At 63.8% G+C, this 15,734-nt stretch carries 14 protein-coding genes; all 14 read left to right on the top strand.

Annotation, left to right across the window (positions count from 1 at the left end; all coding sequences use genetic code 11):
- Positions 1-163: 163 nt before the first annotated feature.
- Positions 164-901 (top strand): tRNA (guanosine(46)-N7)-methyltransferase TrmB, encoded by a 738-nt coding sequence (gene trmB / locus RLQ26_08085; protein MEQ9088684.1) that lies wholly within the window; start codon positions 164-166, stop codon positions 899-901.
- 198 nt (positions 902-1,099) lie between these two features.
- Positions 1,100-1,669, top strand: coding sequence for a ribosome maturation factor RimP (gene rimP / locus RLQ26_08080; protein ID MEQ9088683.1), 570 nt, complete (start codon positions 1,100-1,102; stop codon positions 1,667-1,669).
- Positions 1,670-1,746: 77 nt separating this feature from the next.
- The gene (gene nusA / locus RLQ26_08075; protein MEQ9088682.1) at positions 1,747-3,327 is read left to right on the top strand and encodes a transcription termination factor NusA; all 1,581 of its coding nucleotides are present in this window, start codon (positions 1,747-1,749) and stop codon (positions 3,325-3,327) included.
- A gap of 26 nt (positions 3,328-3,353) precedes the next feature.
- On the top strand, positions 3,354-4,064 hold the full coding sequence (locus tag RLQ26_08070; protein ID MEQ9088681.1) for an RNA-binding protein: 711 nt from the start codon (positions 3,354-3,356) through the stop codon (positions 4,062-4,064).
- Positions 4,065-4,076: 12 nt separating this feature from the next.
- A complete protein-coding gene (gene infB / locus RLQ26_08065; GenBank protein ID MEQ9088680.1) occupies positions 4,077-6,656 on the top strand; it encodes a translation initiation factor IF-2 in 2,580 nt (859 codons plus the stop codon).
- A 61-nt stretch (positions 6,657-6,717) separates the two neighbouring features.
- Complete coding sequence (gene rbfA, locus RLQ26_08060; protein MEQ9088679.1) at positions 6,718-7,161, top strand: 30S ribosome-binding factor RbfA; 444 nt, start codon at positions 6,718-6,720, stop codon at positions 7,159-7,161.
- Between the two features lie 3 nt (positions 7,162-7,164).
- Positions 7,165-8,118, top strand: coding sequence for a tRNA pseudouridine(55) synthase TruB (gene truB, locus RLQ26_08055; protein ID MEQ9088678.1), 954 nt, complete (start codon positions 7,165-7,167; stop codon positions 8,116-8,118).
- Positions 8,119-8,129: 11 nt separating this feature from the next.
- Positions 8,130-8,399: a 30S ribosomal protein S15 gene (rpsO, locus tag RLQ26_08050; GenBank protein ID MEQ9088677.1), complete on the top strand. Its 270-nt coding sequence runs from the start codon at positions 8,130-8,132 to the stop codon at positions 8,397-8,399.
- Positions 8,400-8,543: 144 nt separating this feature from the next.
- Positions 8,544-10,664 (top strand): polyribonucleotide nucleotidyltransferase, encoded by a 2,121-nt coding sequence (pnp, locus tag RLQ26_08045; GenBank protein MEQ9088676.1) that lies wholly within the window; start codon positions 8,544-8,546, stop codon positions 10,662-10,664.
- Between the two features lie 190 nt (positions 10,665-10,854).
- Positions 10,855-12,252 carry a nitronate monooxygenase gene (locus RLQ26_08040; protein ID MEQ9088675.1) on the top strand — a complete coding sequence of 466 codons (1,398 nt, stop codon included), beginning with the start codon at positions 10,855-10,857 and terminating at the stop codon, positions 12,250-12,252.
- Positions 12,253-12,353: 101 nt separating this feature from the next.
- On the top strand, positions 12,354-12,767 hold the full coding sequence (locus RLQ26_08035; GenBank protein ID MEQ9088674.1) for a Fur family transcriptional regulator: 414 nt from the start codon (positions 12,354-12,356) through the stop codon (positions 12,765-12,767).
- Positions 12,768-13,094: 327 nt separating this feature from the next.
- Positions 13,095-13,508, top strand: a complete 414-nt coding sequence (locus tag RLQ26_08030; GenBank protein MEQ9088673.1) for a rubrerythrin family protein — start codon at positions 13,095-13,097, stop codon at positions 13,506-13,508.
- A 173-nt stretch (positions 13,509-13,681) separates the two neighbouring features.
- Positions 13,682-15,022 carry a heterodisulfide reductase-related iron-sulfur binding cluster gene (locus RLQ26_08025; GenBank protein MEQ9088672.1) on the top strand — a complete coding sequence of 447 codons (1,341 nt, stop codon included), beginning with the start codon at positions 13,682-13,684 and terminating at the stop codon, positions 15,020-15,022.
- A 108-nt stretch (positions 15,023-15,130) separates the two neighbouring features.
- A complete protein-coding gene (locus RLQ26_08020) occupies positions 15,131-15,718 on the top strand; it encodes a DUF3501 family protein (protein ID MEQ9088671.1) in 588 nt (195 codons plus the stop codon).
- Positions 15,719-15,734: the final 16 nt, after the last annotated feature.

Raw genomic sequence — 15,734 nt, 5'->3', positions numbered from 1 at the left:
ATTCCCGTCCAGATTCCCGTCCAGCTTACTGCCCGGCTTCCCGCAGAGTTCGGCCTTCTTAATCCGGCGGCTTTTCTGTAACAGTCTTCAATCTTTCTTTGGCGCTGATGCAAGGCCGGATCGCGGCCGGCCCCCGGCGCATGCCGGTCGGGAAACGCGGGACATGACGGGAAAGCGGGCAGACAACCGGGACCAGGCGGCTTCCACCGGAAAGGGCGAAGTCGCGACGGGGGGCTTCCGGTATTATGGCCGGCGCCAGGGCCGGCCCTTCAGCGCGGCCCAGAAGGCGGCCCTGGCCGCGGGGTTGGCGCGGTTCGGTATCCCGGACGGCACCCGGCCCCTCTCACTCGAGACGATGTTCGGCGCGCCTGTCGCCCGCGCGGCGCTGGAAATTGGCTTCGGCGACGGCGAGCATCTCATCTGGCAAGCAGCGCATCATGCCGACACCGGCTTTGTCGGCGTCGAGCCCTTCCGGACCGGAGTCCTGCATCTCCTCGAAAAAATCGAGGCCGGGGGCTGCGAAAACATCCGGGTCTTTCCGGGCGACGCGCGCGCGCTCATGTCCCGGCTTCCCGTCAGCGCGTTCGAGCGGATCTTCGTCCTTTTCCCGGATCCCTGGCCCAAGACGCGCCACCATAAGCGCCGGCTGATCAATCATGCCACGCTGGAAGAGTTCGCCCGGCTCCTGAAACCGGGGGGCGAGTTGCGCCTGGCCACGGATCACGCCGATTATCTGGCCTGGATCCTCGCCCATATGGCCGCCCGCCCCGAATTCCTCTGGTTGGCGGAGCACGCGCGGGACTGGCGGGAGCGCCCGCCCGACTGGCCGCCGACGCGCTACGAGGCCAAGGCAGCATCCGCCGGCCGGCGGGCCATCTATCTCACCTATCGCCGGCGCTGAGGCCAGACGGCCGATTCCCGCGCCAGAACCCAAAAACCTGCTGAAACCCCTTGCAGATCCCGGGCGAAAGACTACATTCCCCCTGTTACAGCGGTCGGCTGGATGCTGATGGGATCCGGTCGATCATCGAGTTCGCAGGGTGGGCCGCTGGCCCACTTTTTATTTGCGGCATCTTCCAACCGGGGCGCACGGGAAACCTTGAGAGATCCGCGGGCCACGACAGGGACGAGGGAAGCGGGCGACGGCGACCGGGCGATCGGTGGCGTATCGGGCCTGGCGGAGGCCCTCGACCCGGTTATCCGGCCCATTGTCGAGGGGCTCGGCTACGTCCTCTGGCGGATCGACTGGAACGGGGCGCGCAGCGTCCTGCAGGTCATGGCCGAAAATGCGGATGGCAGCATGACGGTCGATGATTGCGCCGAGATCAGCCGAGCCCTGTCGCCGGCGCTCGATGTCGAGGAGACCGTTCGGGGCCGGTATACGCTGGAGGTCAGCTCGCCCGGCATCGACCGGCCACTGGTGCGGGAATCCCAGTTCCGCCGGTATGCCGGCCGGGAGGTAAGGGTGGAGCTGATCGCGTTACGGGACGGCCGGCGGCGGTTCACCGGCTGGCTGGGCGCCCCGGTGGACGGGACGCTGGTCCTGCAAACGGAAGAGGGCGAGGTTGCCCTGCCTTTCGAAGACATCAAATCGGCGCGACTTAAACCGCGGCCCGAGGATATTGACCCCGATGCCGGGAACCCCGATGCCCCGGAGAGGCATCACTAGCACCGAGCGTCCGGCCCTGCGAGAAGCGGGCGGACGGATTTTTAGACCCTGTTACGAAGCCGAATCGGAAAAAGACGATGCAAACCATTCAGTCACGTTTGGAACTCATTCAGGTCGCCGATACCGTCGCGCGCGAAAAGGGCATTGAGCGCGACGAAGTTCTCGAGGCGATGGAGCAGGCCATCCAGAAGGCCGGGCGCTCCAAATACGGGCACGAATACGATATTCGCGCAGAAGTGAATCGTGACACGGGTGAGATCCAGTTGCGCCGTTTCGTCGAGGTGGTGGACGAGGTGGAGAACGAGGCGACGCAGATTTCGCTCGAGGACGCCCAGGCGCGGGATCCGGAAAAACAGGTGGGCGACTTCTTCACCGAGACCCTGCCGCCAATAGATTTCGGCCGCATAGCGGCCCAGACCGCCAAGCAGGTCATCGTGCAGAAAGTTCGCGAGGCGGAACGCAAGCGGCAGTATGAGGAATACAAGGATCGCAAGGGCGAGGTGGTCAACGGCATTGTCAAGCGGGTCGAATTCGGCAACGCCGTGATCGATCTTGGCAAGGCCGAAGCCATGATGCGCCGGGACGACATCCTGCCGCGCGAAAATCTCAAGCGCGGCGACCGTGTGCGCGGCTTCATTTACGATGTACGCGAGGAACCGCGCGGCCCGCAGATCTTCATGACCCGGACGCGGCCCGAATTCATGGCCGCCCTCTTCGGTCAGGAGGTTCCCGAAATCTATGACGGCATCATAGAAATCAAGGCGGTCGCCCGTGACCCGGGCAGCCGTGCCAAAATCGCCGTCATTTCCAACGATTCAAGCATCGATCCGGTGGGCGCCTGCGTCGGCATGCGCGGCTCGCGCGTGCAGGCCGTGGTGAGCGAATTGCAGGGCGAGAAGATCGACATCATTCCCTGGTCGATCGATCCCGCCACCTTCGTGGTGAATGCCCTGGCGCCGGCCGAGGTGAGCAAGATCGTCCTCGATGAGGGCGCGGGCCGGATCGAGGTGATCGTCCCCGACGACCAGCTCAGCCTGGCCATCGGGCGGCGTGGACAGAACGTGCGCCTCGCCTCGATTCTCACCGGCTGGGATATCGATATCATGACCGAGGCGGAAGAATCGGAGCGCCGCAACGAGGAGTTCCGCCAGCGCTCGCAAATGTATTTCGACGCCCTTGATGTCGATGATGTGATTGCCCACCTGCTGGTCACCGAAGGTTTCACCACGATCGAGGACGTGGCCTTCGTCCCGGTCGAGGATCTCGCCGGGATCGAAGGCTTTGATGAAGAGGTTGCGGAAGAACTTCGCGCCCGGGCGCGCGCCTATCTCGAACAGATCGAGGAAACGCAAACCCAGAAGCGCCGGGAGCTTGGCGTCACCGACGAGGTTGCGGCTATCGAGGGGCTGACGACGCCGCTTCTCGTCAAGCTGGGCGAGGCCGGGGTGAAGACCCTCGATGATCTCGGCGACCTGGCGCGCGACGAGCTGCTCGATATTGTTGGCGCCGGCGAAATGAGCGCGGAAGAGGCCGACCGGATCATTCTCGCCGCCCGCGCCCACTGGTTTCCCGATGAGGACCTGACGGCGCCCGTGGCCGAGCCGGAGGAAACGGGCACTGAAACGGACCCCAAAACGGGCACTGGCACCGAGGGATAAGGGCGATAGGGACAGGAGCAGAGCCCATGAATGCAGCCACTGCCGCCAAGGCGACCGCACGAGATGCGGGGGACCGCCCGGACCGGCTCGCGCCGGACGAGGCGGCGGGGCTGCGCCGTTGTCTCGTGACCCGCGCCCGCCGGCCCCGCTCGGGCCTGGTGCGCTTCGTTGTCGGGCCGGATGGACGGATCACCCCCGATGTGGCGGAAAAACTGCCGGGGCGGGGTTTGTGGCTGTCCGCCCGGAAGGATATAATAGCGCTCGCCGTGGCGAAGGGGGTGTTTGCCAGGGCAGCCCGCCAGACCGTGACCGTTCCCGACGGGCTGGCCCAGGATGTGGCGACACTCCTGGCCGCGCGGTGCCGCGCCTATCTCGGCCTCGCACGGAAGGCGGGAGAAGCGGTGCTCGGATTCGAGCAGGTCAAGGCCTGGCTGGAACAAGGCAGGGCCGCGCTCCTCTTCGAGGCCGGCGACGGCGCCGAGGGGGGAAAGGCCAAGCTGCGACGTCCCGCTCTTGCGGCGCGCCGGGAAGCGCCAGGGGGGTCTCTGCCGGTTTTCCAGTGCCTCACCGCCGCCGAGCTGGGTGCAGCCTTCGGGCGTGACCGCGCGGTGCATGTTGCGGTCGGCCCGGGGGGTCTGGCCGGAAAGATCGAGTTCGAGGCGCGGCGGCTGGAAGGATTTCGCGGGCCCGACGACGCGCGTGAGGCGAATGGGCCCGGCGCGACGCGTAACGAGTAGAGCTAGGAACACATGGCGACCGAGAAAAACGAAGGCAAAAAGCCGCTTAAGCTGAGCCGCCCCGGGAAGCTGGAACTGAAAAAGACCGTCGAGGGCGGTCAGGTCCGGCAAAGCTTCTCCCATGGCCGGTCCAAGACCGTCACCGTCGAGGTGAAACGGAGCCGCACCTATGAGCGCGGCGCCGGCGGCCGGCTGCAGAAAGTCTCCGAAAAGACGGCAGCCGAAGAGGCGCTCGCCGAAGCGGCAACCGGACCCAAGGCCAAGCCGGCCACGCCCGAACCCGAGACGGCGCCCGCCAGCCACCTGACCGAGGCCGAGCGCGCCTCTCGCAGCCGCGCGGCCCATGGGCTGGCACGCCAGGTCGAGGAGGAAGCCCGCCGGCGGGACGAGGCGGAGCGCCTGGCCGCTGCCGCCCGCAAGCGGCCCGCGCCCGAGCGCGAGCGCGAGGAGGAACTGCAGGCGGCATCCGCCGAAGCGGCTGGCGAAGCGCCCGCCGAAGTCGCCGCGCCGACGGACGGCGAGGACCAGCCGGCGGCGCCCGAAATTCCGGATGTGGCGGGTGTCGGCCTGACCTTCGTGTCGCGGGCCAAGGAAGAGCCGGCGCGCGTCGAGGACGAGGATGACGAGGAAACCAAGCGCCGGAAAGGCAAGGTCGAAGCCAAGAAAAGCACGCCGTCACGCCGTGGCGAATCGCGCCGGCGGTCAGGCAAGCTGACCATCGGCCAGGCGCTCGGCGATGGCGAGGAACGGGTACGCAGCCTGGCCTCCGTGCGTCGCGCCCGCCAGCGCGAAAAAGTCAAGGCCATGACGAAGAGTCACGAGCCGCCCACGCGGGTCGTGCGCGATGTGACGGTTCCCGAAGTCATCACGGTGCAGGAGCTGTCAAACCGGATGGCCGAACGAGCCGCCGACGTGATCAAGTCATTGATGAAAATGGGCGTCATGGCGACCATCACCCAGACCATCGACGCCGACACGGCGGAACTCATCGTGGAGGAATTCGGCCACAAGGTGCGTCGGGTCAGCGAGGCGGACGTCGAACTCGGCATCGGTGGCGAGCCGGACAAGGACGGGCAGATGCATCCACGTGCTCCGGTCGTGACCGTGATGGGCCATGTCGATCACGGCAAGACGTCGCTGCTCGATGCGCTGCGCGAAACCGATGTCGTCGCCCATGAAGCGGGAGGCATCACCCAGCATATCGGCGCCTATCAGGTGAGGGTGCCTTCCGGGCAGGCGATCACGTTCATCGACACGCCGGGCCATGCCGCTTTTTCCGCCATGCGCGCGCGAGGTGCGACGGTAACGGATATTGTCGTTCTGGTCGTTGCGGCTGATGACGGCATCAAGGACCAGACCGTCGAGGCGATCAAGCATGCCAAGGCGGCGGAAGTGCCGATCATTGTCGCCGTCAACAAGATCGACAAGGAAGGGGCGGACCCGACCCGCTGCCGGCAGGAACTTCTCAATCACGATGTGGTGGTGGAGGAATACGGCGGCGATGTGCTGGCGGTGGATGTTTCGGCCACCAAGAGAACCAATCTGGACAAGCTCGAAGAAGCGATTCTGCTGCAGGCCGATGTGCTCGAACTCAAGGCCAATCCGGACCGCGAGGCGGAAGGCGTGGTCATCGAGTCCAAGCTGGAGCGCGGCCGCGGTCCCGTCGCCACGGTGCTCATCCAGCGCGGTACCCTGAAGCAGGGCGACATCTTTATTTCCGGCACCGAATGGGGCCGGGTCCGGGCGCTGATCGGCGATCACGGGAACCATATCAAAAGCGCCGGCCCGTCTGTGCCGGTCGAGGTGCTGGGTCTGAACGGCCAGCCTGACGCCGGTGATGATTTCGTCGTCGTGGATAACGAAAGCCGCGCACGGGAAATCACGGAATACCGCCAGCGCCAGAAGCGCGACGTGCAGGCGGCGGGCCTCGGGCGGGGAACGCTGGAGCAGCAATTCGCCAGAATCTCGGAAGGCGAGGCGACGGAAGTGCCCGTCATCATCAAGGCGGACGTGCAGGGCTCGGCCGAGGCGATCAAGGCCAGCCTGGAACAGATCGCCACCGACGAGGTCAAGCCACGTGTTCTCTATGCCGGTGTCGGCGGCATCAGCGAATCGGATGTCAATCTCGCTGTCTCGTCCAATGCGATGGTCATCGCCTTCAACGTACGTCCCAATCCGCAGGCGCGCGAGGCGGCCCGCGCAGGGAACGTGGAAATCCGGACATACTCGATCATCTACGAAGTGATCGACGACATGAAGGCGGTCCTTTCGGGCCTGCTGTCGCCGACGATCACCGAAAACCTGATCGGCACCGCCAACGTGCTTGAAGTATTCAACATCACCAAGGTAGGCAGGGTCGCGGGCTGCAAGGTGGCGGAGGGCGTGATCCGCCGCGATACCCGTGTGCGTCTCTTGCGCGACGACATAGTGGTGCATGAAGGCAAGCTGGCCTCGCTCAAGCGTTTCAAGGACGAGGTGCGCGAGGTCAAGGCCGATACCGAATGTGGCATCGCTCTGGAGAACTATCAGGATATCCAGCCAGGCGATGTCATCGAATGTTACGAGGTGATCGAGACGGCGCGCCAGCTATAGGCGCCGTCTTCCCTCGCCGCCGGAGATCAGGTGCCGGCGCGGTCTTCATGAAAAGAATCAGATGACGCGGCACAAGAACAAACCGCCGAGCCAACGCCAATTGCGGGTAGGCGAGGAAATGCGTCACGCGCTGGCGGAAATCTTCCAGCGTGGTGATCTGCGCGACCCGGTCCTGCGCGACACGTCGCTCACCGTGACGGAAGTGCGCATGACCCCCGATCTCAAATTGGCCATCGCCTATGTGCTGCCGCTCGGCCTCGGCCTCGGCCTCGAAACGTCCGAGAATCAGGCGGACCGCGAGGCGGTCCTGGCCGCTCTTGAGCGCGCCGCCCCGTTTCTGCAGGGTGAGGTCGCCCGCCGGCTCAGTCTGCGTTTCGTGCCACGCCTGCGATTCAAGGAGGATCTCGCCTTCGATGCCGCCCGGCGCATCGACGAGGTTCTCCGCGAGACCCGGCCCCGCCATCCGGCGCCCGAAACGGACCCGGATATCGGGCCGGAGGAATAGGCGATGGGGCGCCGAAACCGGCGCGGGACGGCTGGTCCGTCCGGCTGGCTGATCATCGACAAGCCTGAAGGCCCCACCTCCCACGATGTCGTGCGCCATCTGCGCCGGTGTCTGGGCACGCCCCGGGTCGGCCATGCCGGCACGCTCGATCCGCTTGCCACTGGCGTGCTGCCCGTTGCGGTGGGCGAGGCCACAAAGACGGTGGCTCATATCGTGAACGGCGAAAAAACCTACCGGTTCATGGTGGCCTGGGGCACGGCCCGCGATACCGACGATGCCGAAGGCAGGATCGTGGCGGAGAGCGCCGGGCGCCCCGGCGCGGCGGCGATCCGGGCGGCCCTGCCCGGGTTCATCGGCGAGATCGAGCAGGTGCCGCCCAGCTATTCGGCCATCAAGATCGACGGAAAACGGGCCTATGCCCTCGCCCGGGCCGGGAAAGAGCCGGAAATGCGCCCGCGGATCGTGACCGTCCACGATTTCCGCCTGGAGGCGATCGAGGGGCCGGATCGGGCGGTTTTCACCGCGCGGACCGGCAAGGGGGTCTATATTCGCAGCCTGGCGCGCGACCTCGCCCGCCATCTCGGGACGGTCGGTCACGTGGCCCGGCTCCGCCGCCTCCGCGACGGGCCGTTTTCCGTGGATCAGGCGGTAAAATTGGCGGAAATTTCGCTGGAAAGCGGCAACGCCCTCGGGCATAGTGCCGCCGCGTTAGAGCACCTGCTTCCGGTCGAGACCGCGCTGGACGACATCCCGGCGCTGGCCATGACGGAGGCCGAAGCCCGTCTCATCAAAAATGGGCAGCCCGTCCCCCTGTTGAAGAAGTCCGATCTCGAAAGGATCGGCGCCATCGGCCCGGGGGATATGGTACGCGCGAAACAGGGGGAGCGATTGATTGCCCTGGCGCGTTTCGATAAGGGCCAGCTTCGGTCGGTGCGAGGATTCAACCTCTCTGAATAAGGAGGCCCACGATGTCGATTACGCCAGAGCGTAAACAGGAAGTTATCAAGGAATATGCGCAGGCCGGCGGGGACACGGGGTCCCCGGAAGTGCAGGTGGCGATTCTGAGCGAGCGCATTCAGAATGTCAGCCAGCACCTTCAGACGCACCAGAAAGATGTTCATTCGCGTCGTGGGCTTGTCATGATGGTGGGCCGCCGCCGCCGTCTGCTCGATTACCTGAAGCGGAAGGACCGCAGCCGGTATGAAGGGTTGATCAAGCGGCTTGGCCTGAGGCGCTAGGAAATCATTTCCCGTCCGTGGTCCGGAATAAACTGTTGGAGCTGTCAGGGGTCGACATCGAGCCCGACGGCCCATCTGTGCATGTTGGTTGATAGACGTGATGCAAGGCCGGTGGTGGGTGAAGATAATTTGTAGGCAAGGAAGATAGATATGTTTGATGTCCATAAAGTTGAAATCGAGTGGGGTGGCCGGACCCTTTCCCTGGAAACGGGAAAAATCGCCCGCCAGGCGGATGGCGCCGTCCTGGCCCGCTACGGCGATACGGTGGTTCTTTGCACCGCCGTCTACCAGCGCGAGCCGAAGCCGGGCGTGGATTTCTTTCCACTCACGGTGAATTATCAGGAAAAGGCTTTTGCCGCCGGCAAGATTCCCGGCGGTTTTTTCAAGCGCGAAGGGCGCCCCTCGGAAAAGGAAACGCTGACCTCGCGCCTCATCGATCGGCCGATCCGACCGCTTTTCGCGAGCGGCTTTGTCAACGAGACACAGGTCATCTGCACCGTTCTCGGCCACGATCTTGAAAACGATCCCGATATCGTCGCCATGGTCGGCGCCTCCGCGGCGCTGACGCTGTCGGGCGCGCCGTTCCTTGGCCCCATCGGGGGTGCGCGGGTCGGCTATGTCGACGGCCAGTACATCCTAAACCCGGTCCTGGCGGACGCGGCCGATTCCGAGCTCGATCTCATCGTGGCCGGGACCGGCACGGGTGTGATGATGGTGGAATCGGAAGCCTCCGAGTTGTCCGAGGAACTCATGCTGGGTGCGGTCGAATTCGGCCACCAGGGCTTCCAGCCGGTAATCGACGCGATCATCAAGCTGGCCGAGAAGGCGGCAAAGGAGCCCTACGACCTGCCGCAGCCGCCGGCACAGGCCGAAAGCGTCGCCGGCCGGGTCCGCGAGGTGGCCGAGAGCGAACTGCGTGAGGCCTACAAGATCGTCGCCAAGGGCGAGCGGCGCGACCGCATCGCCGAGGTCAAGGCGAAGGTGGTCGAGGCCTTTCAGGAGGCCGACGAGGTCGAACGCGGTCTCGTGGATGGTGCCTTCAAGAAGCTCGAGAAGGACATCGTCCGGGGCGGCATCCTCAAGACCGGCCAGCGTATCGATGGCCGCGACACCAAGACCGTTCGGGCCCTCGATTGCGAGGTGGGCTTTCTGCCCCGCGCCCATGGCAGCGCGATCTTCACCCGTGGAGAAACCCAGGCCATGGTCGTCACGACGCTGGGCACCGGTCAGGACGAGCAGATAATCGACGCGCTCGAGGGCGAATCCCGCGAGCACTTCATGCTTCATTACAACTTTCCGCCCTATTCCGTCGGCGAGGCCTCCTTCCTGCGGTCGCCCGGCCGGCGCGAAATAGGCCACGGCAAGCTGGCCTGGCGCGCCGTGCGCCCGCTGATGCCGCGAAAGGAAGATTTCCCCTATACCGTGCGCATCGTTTCGGAAATCACCGAATCGAATGGTTCCTCCTCCATGGCGACCGTATGCGGCTCGTCCCTGGCGATGATGGATGCGGGCGTGCCGCTCAAGCGTTCGGTGGCCGGCATCGCCATGGGCCTGATCAAGGAAGGTGACGACTTCGCCGTTCTCTCCGATATTCTTGGAGACGAGGATCATCTCGGCGACATGGATTTCAAGGTGGCCGGGACGACGGAAGGCGTGACCTCTCTACAGATGGATATCAAAATTCCTTCCATCACCGTCGATATCATGAAAACCGCCCTGAACCAGGCACGTGACGGCCGGCTTCATATTCTGGATGCCATGAACCGGGCGCTCGAAAATGCCCGCGCCGATGTCAGCGAGCATGCACCCCGGATTACCACGATCAAGATCAACAAGGACAAGATCCGCGACGTGATCGGTTCGGGCGGCAAGGTCATCCGTGAGATCTGCGAAGTGACCGGCACCAAGATCGACATCGACGATGACGGGACGATCAAGATCGCCTCGCGCGAAGTCGATGCCTCCAAGAAGGCGGTGGACTGGATCATGGGCATTGCGGCTGATCCGGAACTTGGCGCTATCTACGAGGGCAAGGTCGTCAAGGTCGTCGATTTCGGCGCCTTCGTTAATTTCCTCGGCACGCGCGACGGGCTCGTACACATCAGCCAGTTGCAGGAAGGCCGCACGGAAAAAGTCACCGATGTTGTCAAGGAGGGCGATATCGTGAAGGTCAAGGTGATCGGCTTCGATGACCGGGGCAAGGTCAAGCTTTCCATGAAGGACCTGGTTCCCGATCCCGCTCCGGCGGCGGAAACGGGCGCCTAAGTCGAACCCGGAACCCCCGGCCGGATTTGCGGTCGGGGGTTTTTTTACCGATCGAGCACCCCATATCATCAGGAAGAGGCGACGGCCACGGTCCAAAAAACCAGAAGGCCTTTAGGGAAATGGCGGGGTTGAATCCCCTCGAAAATAGCCTGACTCTCTGAAACGCACACGACGACGAAAGGCGCAGGCTTTGAAAGCGTTGAATCCAGTATGGCTATCGGGTGCCGAGGTGCTGCCGATCATCGAAGGCGGCAAGGGCATTTCCGTGACCAATGGCGAAAGCTCCGGCGCCTGGGCGGCCAGCGGGGGCGTGGGCACGTTTTCGGGCGTCAACGCGGATTCCTATGACGCGGACGGCAACCCCATCCCGCAGGTCTATCACGGCAAGACACGGTTCGAGCGTCATCTCGAACTGATCGAATATTCCGTCCGCGGCGCCATTACCCAGGCCCGTATCGCGCATGACATGGCAGGGGGCAAGGGCCGGCTGCACATGAACATTCTCTGGGAGATGGGCGCGGCGGAAACCATTCTGAATCGTGCCCTCGAAGGGGCGAGGGGGCTGATCCACGGCGTCACCTGTGGCGCCGGCATGCCCTACAAGCTGGCCGAAGCCTGTGCGCGGTTTCGTGTCTTTTATTATCCGATCGTCTCTTCGAGCCGCGCCTTCCGGGCGCTCTGGAAGCGCGCGTATCATAGATATGCCGAATGGCTCGGCGCGGTCGTCTACGAGGATCCCTGGCGCGCCGGCGGCCATAACGGGCTCAGCAACAGTGAGAATCCGGAGGAGCCGCAGGACCCGTATCCGCGGGTGCGCGAGCTGCGGAGCCTGATGAACGAGATGGGCCTTGAGAGCACGCCGATCATCATGGCGGGCGGCGTGTGGTTCCTGCGCGAATGGGAAGACTGGATCGACAATCCGGAACTCGGCCCGATCGCCTTTCAGTTCGGCACCCGGCCGCTGCTGACCAAGGAGAGTCCGATTTCGGATGCGTGGAAGGATCGTCTTCTGCACCTCGAGTCAGGCGATGTCTGGCTCAACCGGTTCAGCCCGACGGGGTTCTATTCGTCGGCCGTCCGCAACGGCTTCCTCCAGGAACTGGCCGACCGCTCCCAGCGCCAGATCGCCTTCGCGCCTGAAGCGGTGGGCGAGCTGGATACGCCCCTGCCGATCAGTGCGGGCCGACGCACCGTCTTCGTGGCGCCGGCCGACAAGCTCCGCGCCGAGGACTGGATGCGCGCGGGGTTCACCGAGGCACTGCGCACGCCGGATTCGACACTGATCTTCGTCACGCCGGAAAAGGCGGGCGAGATCCGGACCGATCAGATCGATTGCATGGGGTGCCTGAGCGCCTGCCAGTTCTCCAACTGGGCGCAGAATGAGGGCCACACCACCGGCCGCAAGGCGGACCCGCGGTCTTACTGCATCCAGAAAACCCTGCAGGTGATCTCCCACAGCGACGACATCGAGGATCAGCTCATGTTTGCCGGTCACAACGTGTTCCGCTTTGCCCAGGACCCGTTCTACTCCAACGGATTTATCCCCTCCGTTAAGCAACTCGTCGACCGGATCCGCTCCGGCGACTAGGGGTGCTGGCGAATATGTCCGGCTTCGGCGTTGCAAAAAGTTAAGAAACGTTCGAAAAAACCACTTAACATCAGGAAATTTCACGCTATATTTGAGGCCTGATGACAGATCGACCGTATACCAGCTCCGTGGACCGACTGAAGGCGGCCGGGTTGCGCCCGACCCGCCAGCGGCTCGGCCTGGCGCGCCTGCTGTTCGATGGCGGCAACCGCCATCTTTCGGCCGAGGCGCTGCACTCCGAGGCACGCGACGCCAAGCTCGCGGTCTCTCTCGCCACGGTCTACAACACGCTGCACCAGTTCACAGAGGCGGGCCTGCTGCGCGAGGTCGTGGTCGAGTCGGGCCGCTCGTATTTCGACACCAACGTGACCGACCATCACCATTTCTACAACGTGTCGGACGGTACGTTGCGGGATATCCCGGCCGATCACGTCGTGGTGCAGAACCTGCCCGCCCCGCCCCGGGGTGAGGCGGTGGAACGTGTCGACGTCATCGTACGCGTGCGCAACTCCTGATTCCGGCCGGGCGCCGCGCCCCTGTTAGATACGTCGGCCAGACACGTCCGGCAGACACGTCCGGCAGACACGCCCGGATCCGACGGGCTTTCCGACCAGTTTTATCCTTTCCTGTCATACCCGTGTAAAATACTTTGGAATTATTCCAAACTATTGACTCTCCCTCCCGACGCGCTCATATTAGGGCCAGGCGCCAGTCGCGCCATGACGTAACCGAGCCCCGGTCGGGCGCAATCCGATCGTGGTGCCGGACTGAAAAACAAAAAGCGGGGTCGATAAAAACGATCTGCCTACCGAAACTGAAGGACAGGACAAGGGAGTCCCACGATGTCACTTAAAGGATCCAAGACAGAACAGAATCTGAAAGACGCCTTTGCGGGCGAATCCCAGGCCAACCGTCGCTATCTCTATTTCGCTCAGAAAGCCGATGTCGAAGGCTTTAACGACGTTGCCGCAGTCTTTCGCTCCACCGCCGAAGGCGAAACGGGTCACGCTCACGGCCATCTCGAATTCCTCGAGGAAGTCGGCGATCCGGCCACGGGCGAGCCGATCGGTTCGACCGACAAGAACCTCAAGGCCGCCGTTGCCGGTGAGACCCACGAATACACCGACATGTATCCCGGCATGGCGCGGACCGCCCGCGAGGAAGGTTTCGACGAAATCGCCGACTGGTTCGAGACTCTCGCCAAGGCCGAGAAGTCGCATGCCGGCCGCTTCCAGAAGTCGCTCGACGAGCTGTAAGGTCAGGCTCTCCAGCGGGCCGCGGTGGGGGGGAGCTTCTCTCCCCCACGTGGCTGCCACCTGACCCGCCGCAGTCACGCGACCGGCTGCGCCGGCGGAGGTTCCGGCACTGCCGCCGCCGCGCCGTCCCGCCCCCCTCAGACCCGTCACGCAACAAACCGGACAGGCAAACGATGACCGAAGGTTCCCTGCAAGCGCCGACACGCCACCCGATCGATTGGCGTAATCCGGATTTCTACGACGAGGAAAAGCTCGACGAAGAATTTCGGCGTGTCTTCGATATCTGTCACGGCTGCCGGCGATGCTTCAATCTTTGCGACAGTTTTCCGCGACTCTTCGACCTGATCGACGAATCGAAGACAGGCGAACTCGATTCGGTCGATTCCGAAGGGTTCGGCCCCGTCGTGGAGGCGTGCACCCTGTGTGACATGTGTTTCATGACGAAGTGTCCCTATGTGCCGCCGCACGAGTTCGACCTTGATTTCCCCCATCTCATGCTGCGCGCCCGCGCGGTCGAGCTGAAAAAGGGCGAGGTGCCCTTTACCCAGAAACAGCTCACCGAGACCGACCGCAACGGCAAGCTGGCGGCGCCTGTGGCGGGACTGGCCAACTGGGCCAGCCGTGAGGGCAATGCCCTGACGCGACCGGTGCTCGAGATGGTGGCTGGCGTCGACCGCAACGCGGCGCTTCCCAAATTTCATGGCCAGACCTTTGAAACCCGTGCCCGGCGCAACCCGGTCGAGGTCAACAAGGATGCGCCCGCCTACGGACGCAAGGCGGTGATCTACGCCACCTGTTTTTCCAATTACAACAACCCCGAAATCGGCATGGCGACGCGCGCGGTGCTGGCCCGGAACGGCGTCGAGACCGAAGTGGTCTATCCCGTTTGCTGCGGTATGCCCAAGCTCGAGCATGGCGATTTCGAGGAAGTGGCGCGGCGTGCCGAAAAGGTCGCGGCCGAAATGAAGCCCTGGATTGAGAAAGGTTACGAGGTCATCGCTCTGGTGCCGAGTTGCGCCCTGATGCTCAAATTTGAATGGCCGCTCATCGTGCCGGAGAACGAGGACGTAAAGCTGCTTTCAGCCAATACCCGCGACGTCGCGGAATACATCGTCGACATCAGCAAGAGGGAGGGGCTGGCACCAGGCATGCAGCCGCTCGACGGCGGGGTAACGGTCCATATCTCATGCCATTCGCGGGCCCAGAATATGGGACAGAAGGCGACGGAAATGCTGCGTCTTCTGCCCGAGGCCGACGTCACCCCGATCGAGCGTTGCTCGGGCCACGGCGGCTCCTGGGGGGTCCTCAAGGAGAATTTCGAAATTGCCCTCAAAGTGGGCAAGCCCGTTGCCCGGCAGACGGCCAAGGCGGGAAAGAAGTATCTGTGCGCCGAATGTCCGCTGGCGGGCGACCATATCCGTCAGGGTCTCGACCGGCTGGAGGACAATACACTCGAGATCGATCAGAGCCGGCACCCTGTTCAGCTCATGGCGCAATCCTACGGGCTGATCTAGGTGTCATCGCAAGACGTAGGAAATGGCGTGCCGAAAGGAACCGGCGACTGGCCGCGACAGGCAGGTCCGTCAGCCCGACCATAACGCAATCACGAACGGGAAGTTGTCATGAAGCGCGAAATCACCCGTGACGATATTCTTCCGATGGAGGAATACGCGGCCAACCGCAAGGAGCGCCGCGCCAAAGTCAGTGAAATCAAGAAGAACCGCCGGGTCGAGGTGGGGCCCTTCGCCACGTTCTATTTCGAGAATTACGACACGATGTGGCACCAGGTGCACGAGATGCTGTACATCGAACGCGGCGGCGAAGACCAGATCGCCGGCGAGCTCGAGGCCTATAATCCGCTGATCCCGGGCGAGGGCGAGCTCGTGGCGACGGTCATGCTGGAGATCGAGGACGAAACGCGTCGCCGGCGGGCGCTCGCCAGGCTGGGCGGCTTCGAGGAAACGGCGACGATGACCTTCGCGGGCGAAACCGTCAAAGGCGTGCCGGAAGAGGATGTCGACCGGACAACGGCGGAAGGAAAGGCATCCTCCGTGCAGTTCATCACCTTCCCCTTTACCGCGGCACAGGTCGAAAAGTTCTCGGCCCCCGATACCCAGGTCGTCCTCGGATTCAGCCATCCCAATTACAGCCATATGGCGGTCCTGCCCGAGAATGTCCGCGCCAACCTGGCCCGGGATTTCAAATCCTAGATTTGGCCCGTCGGCC

The organism is Alphaproteobacteria bacterium (genome assembly GCA_040220875.1).
Taxonomy (GTDB): Bacteria; Pseudomonadota; Alphaproteobacteria; order JAVJVX01; family JAVJVX01; genus JAVJVX01.
This window is presented reverse-complemented; position numbering and strand designations above follow the sequence as displayed.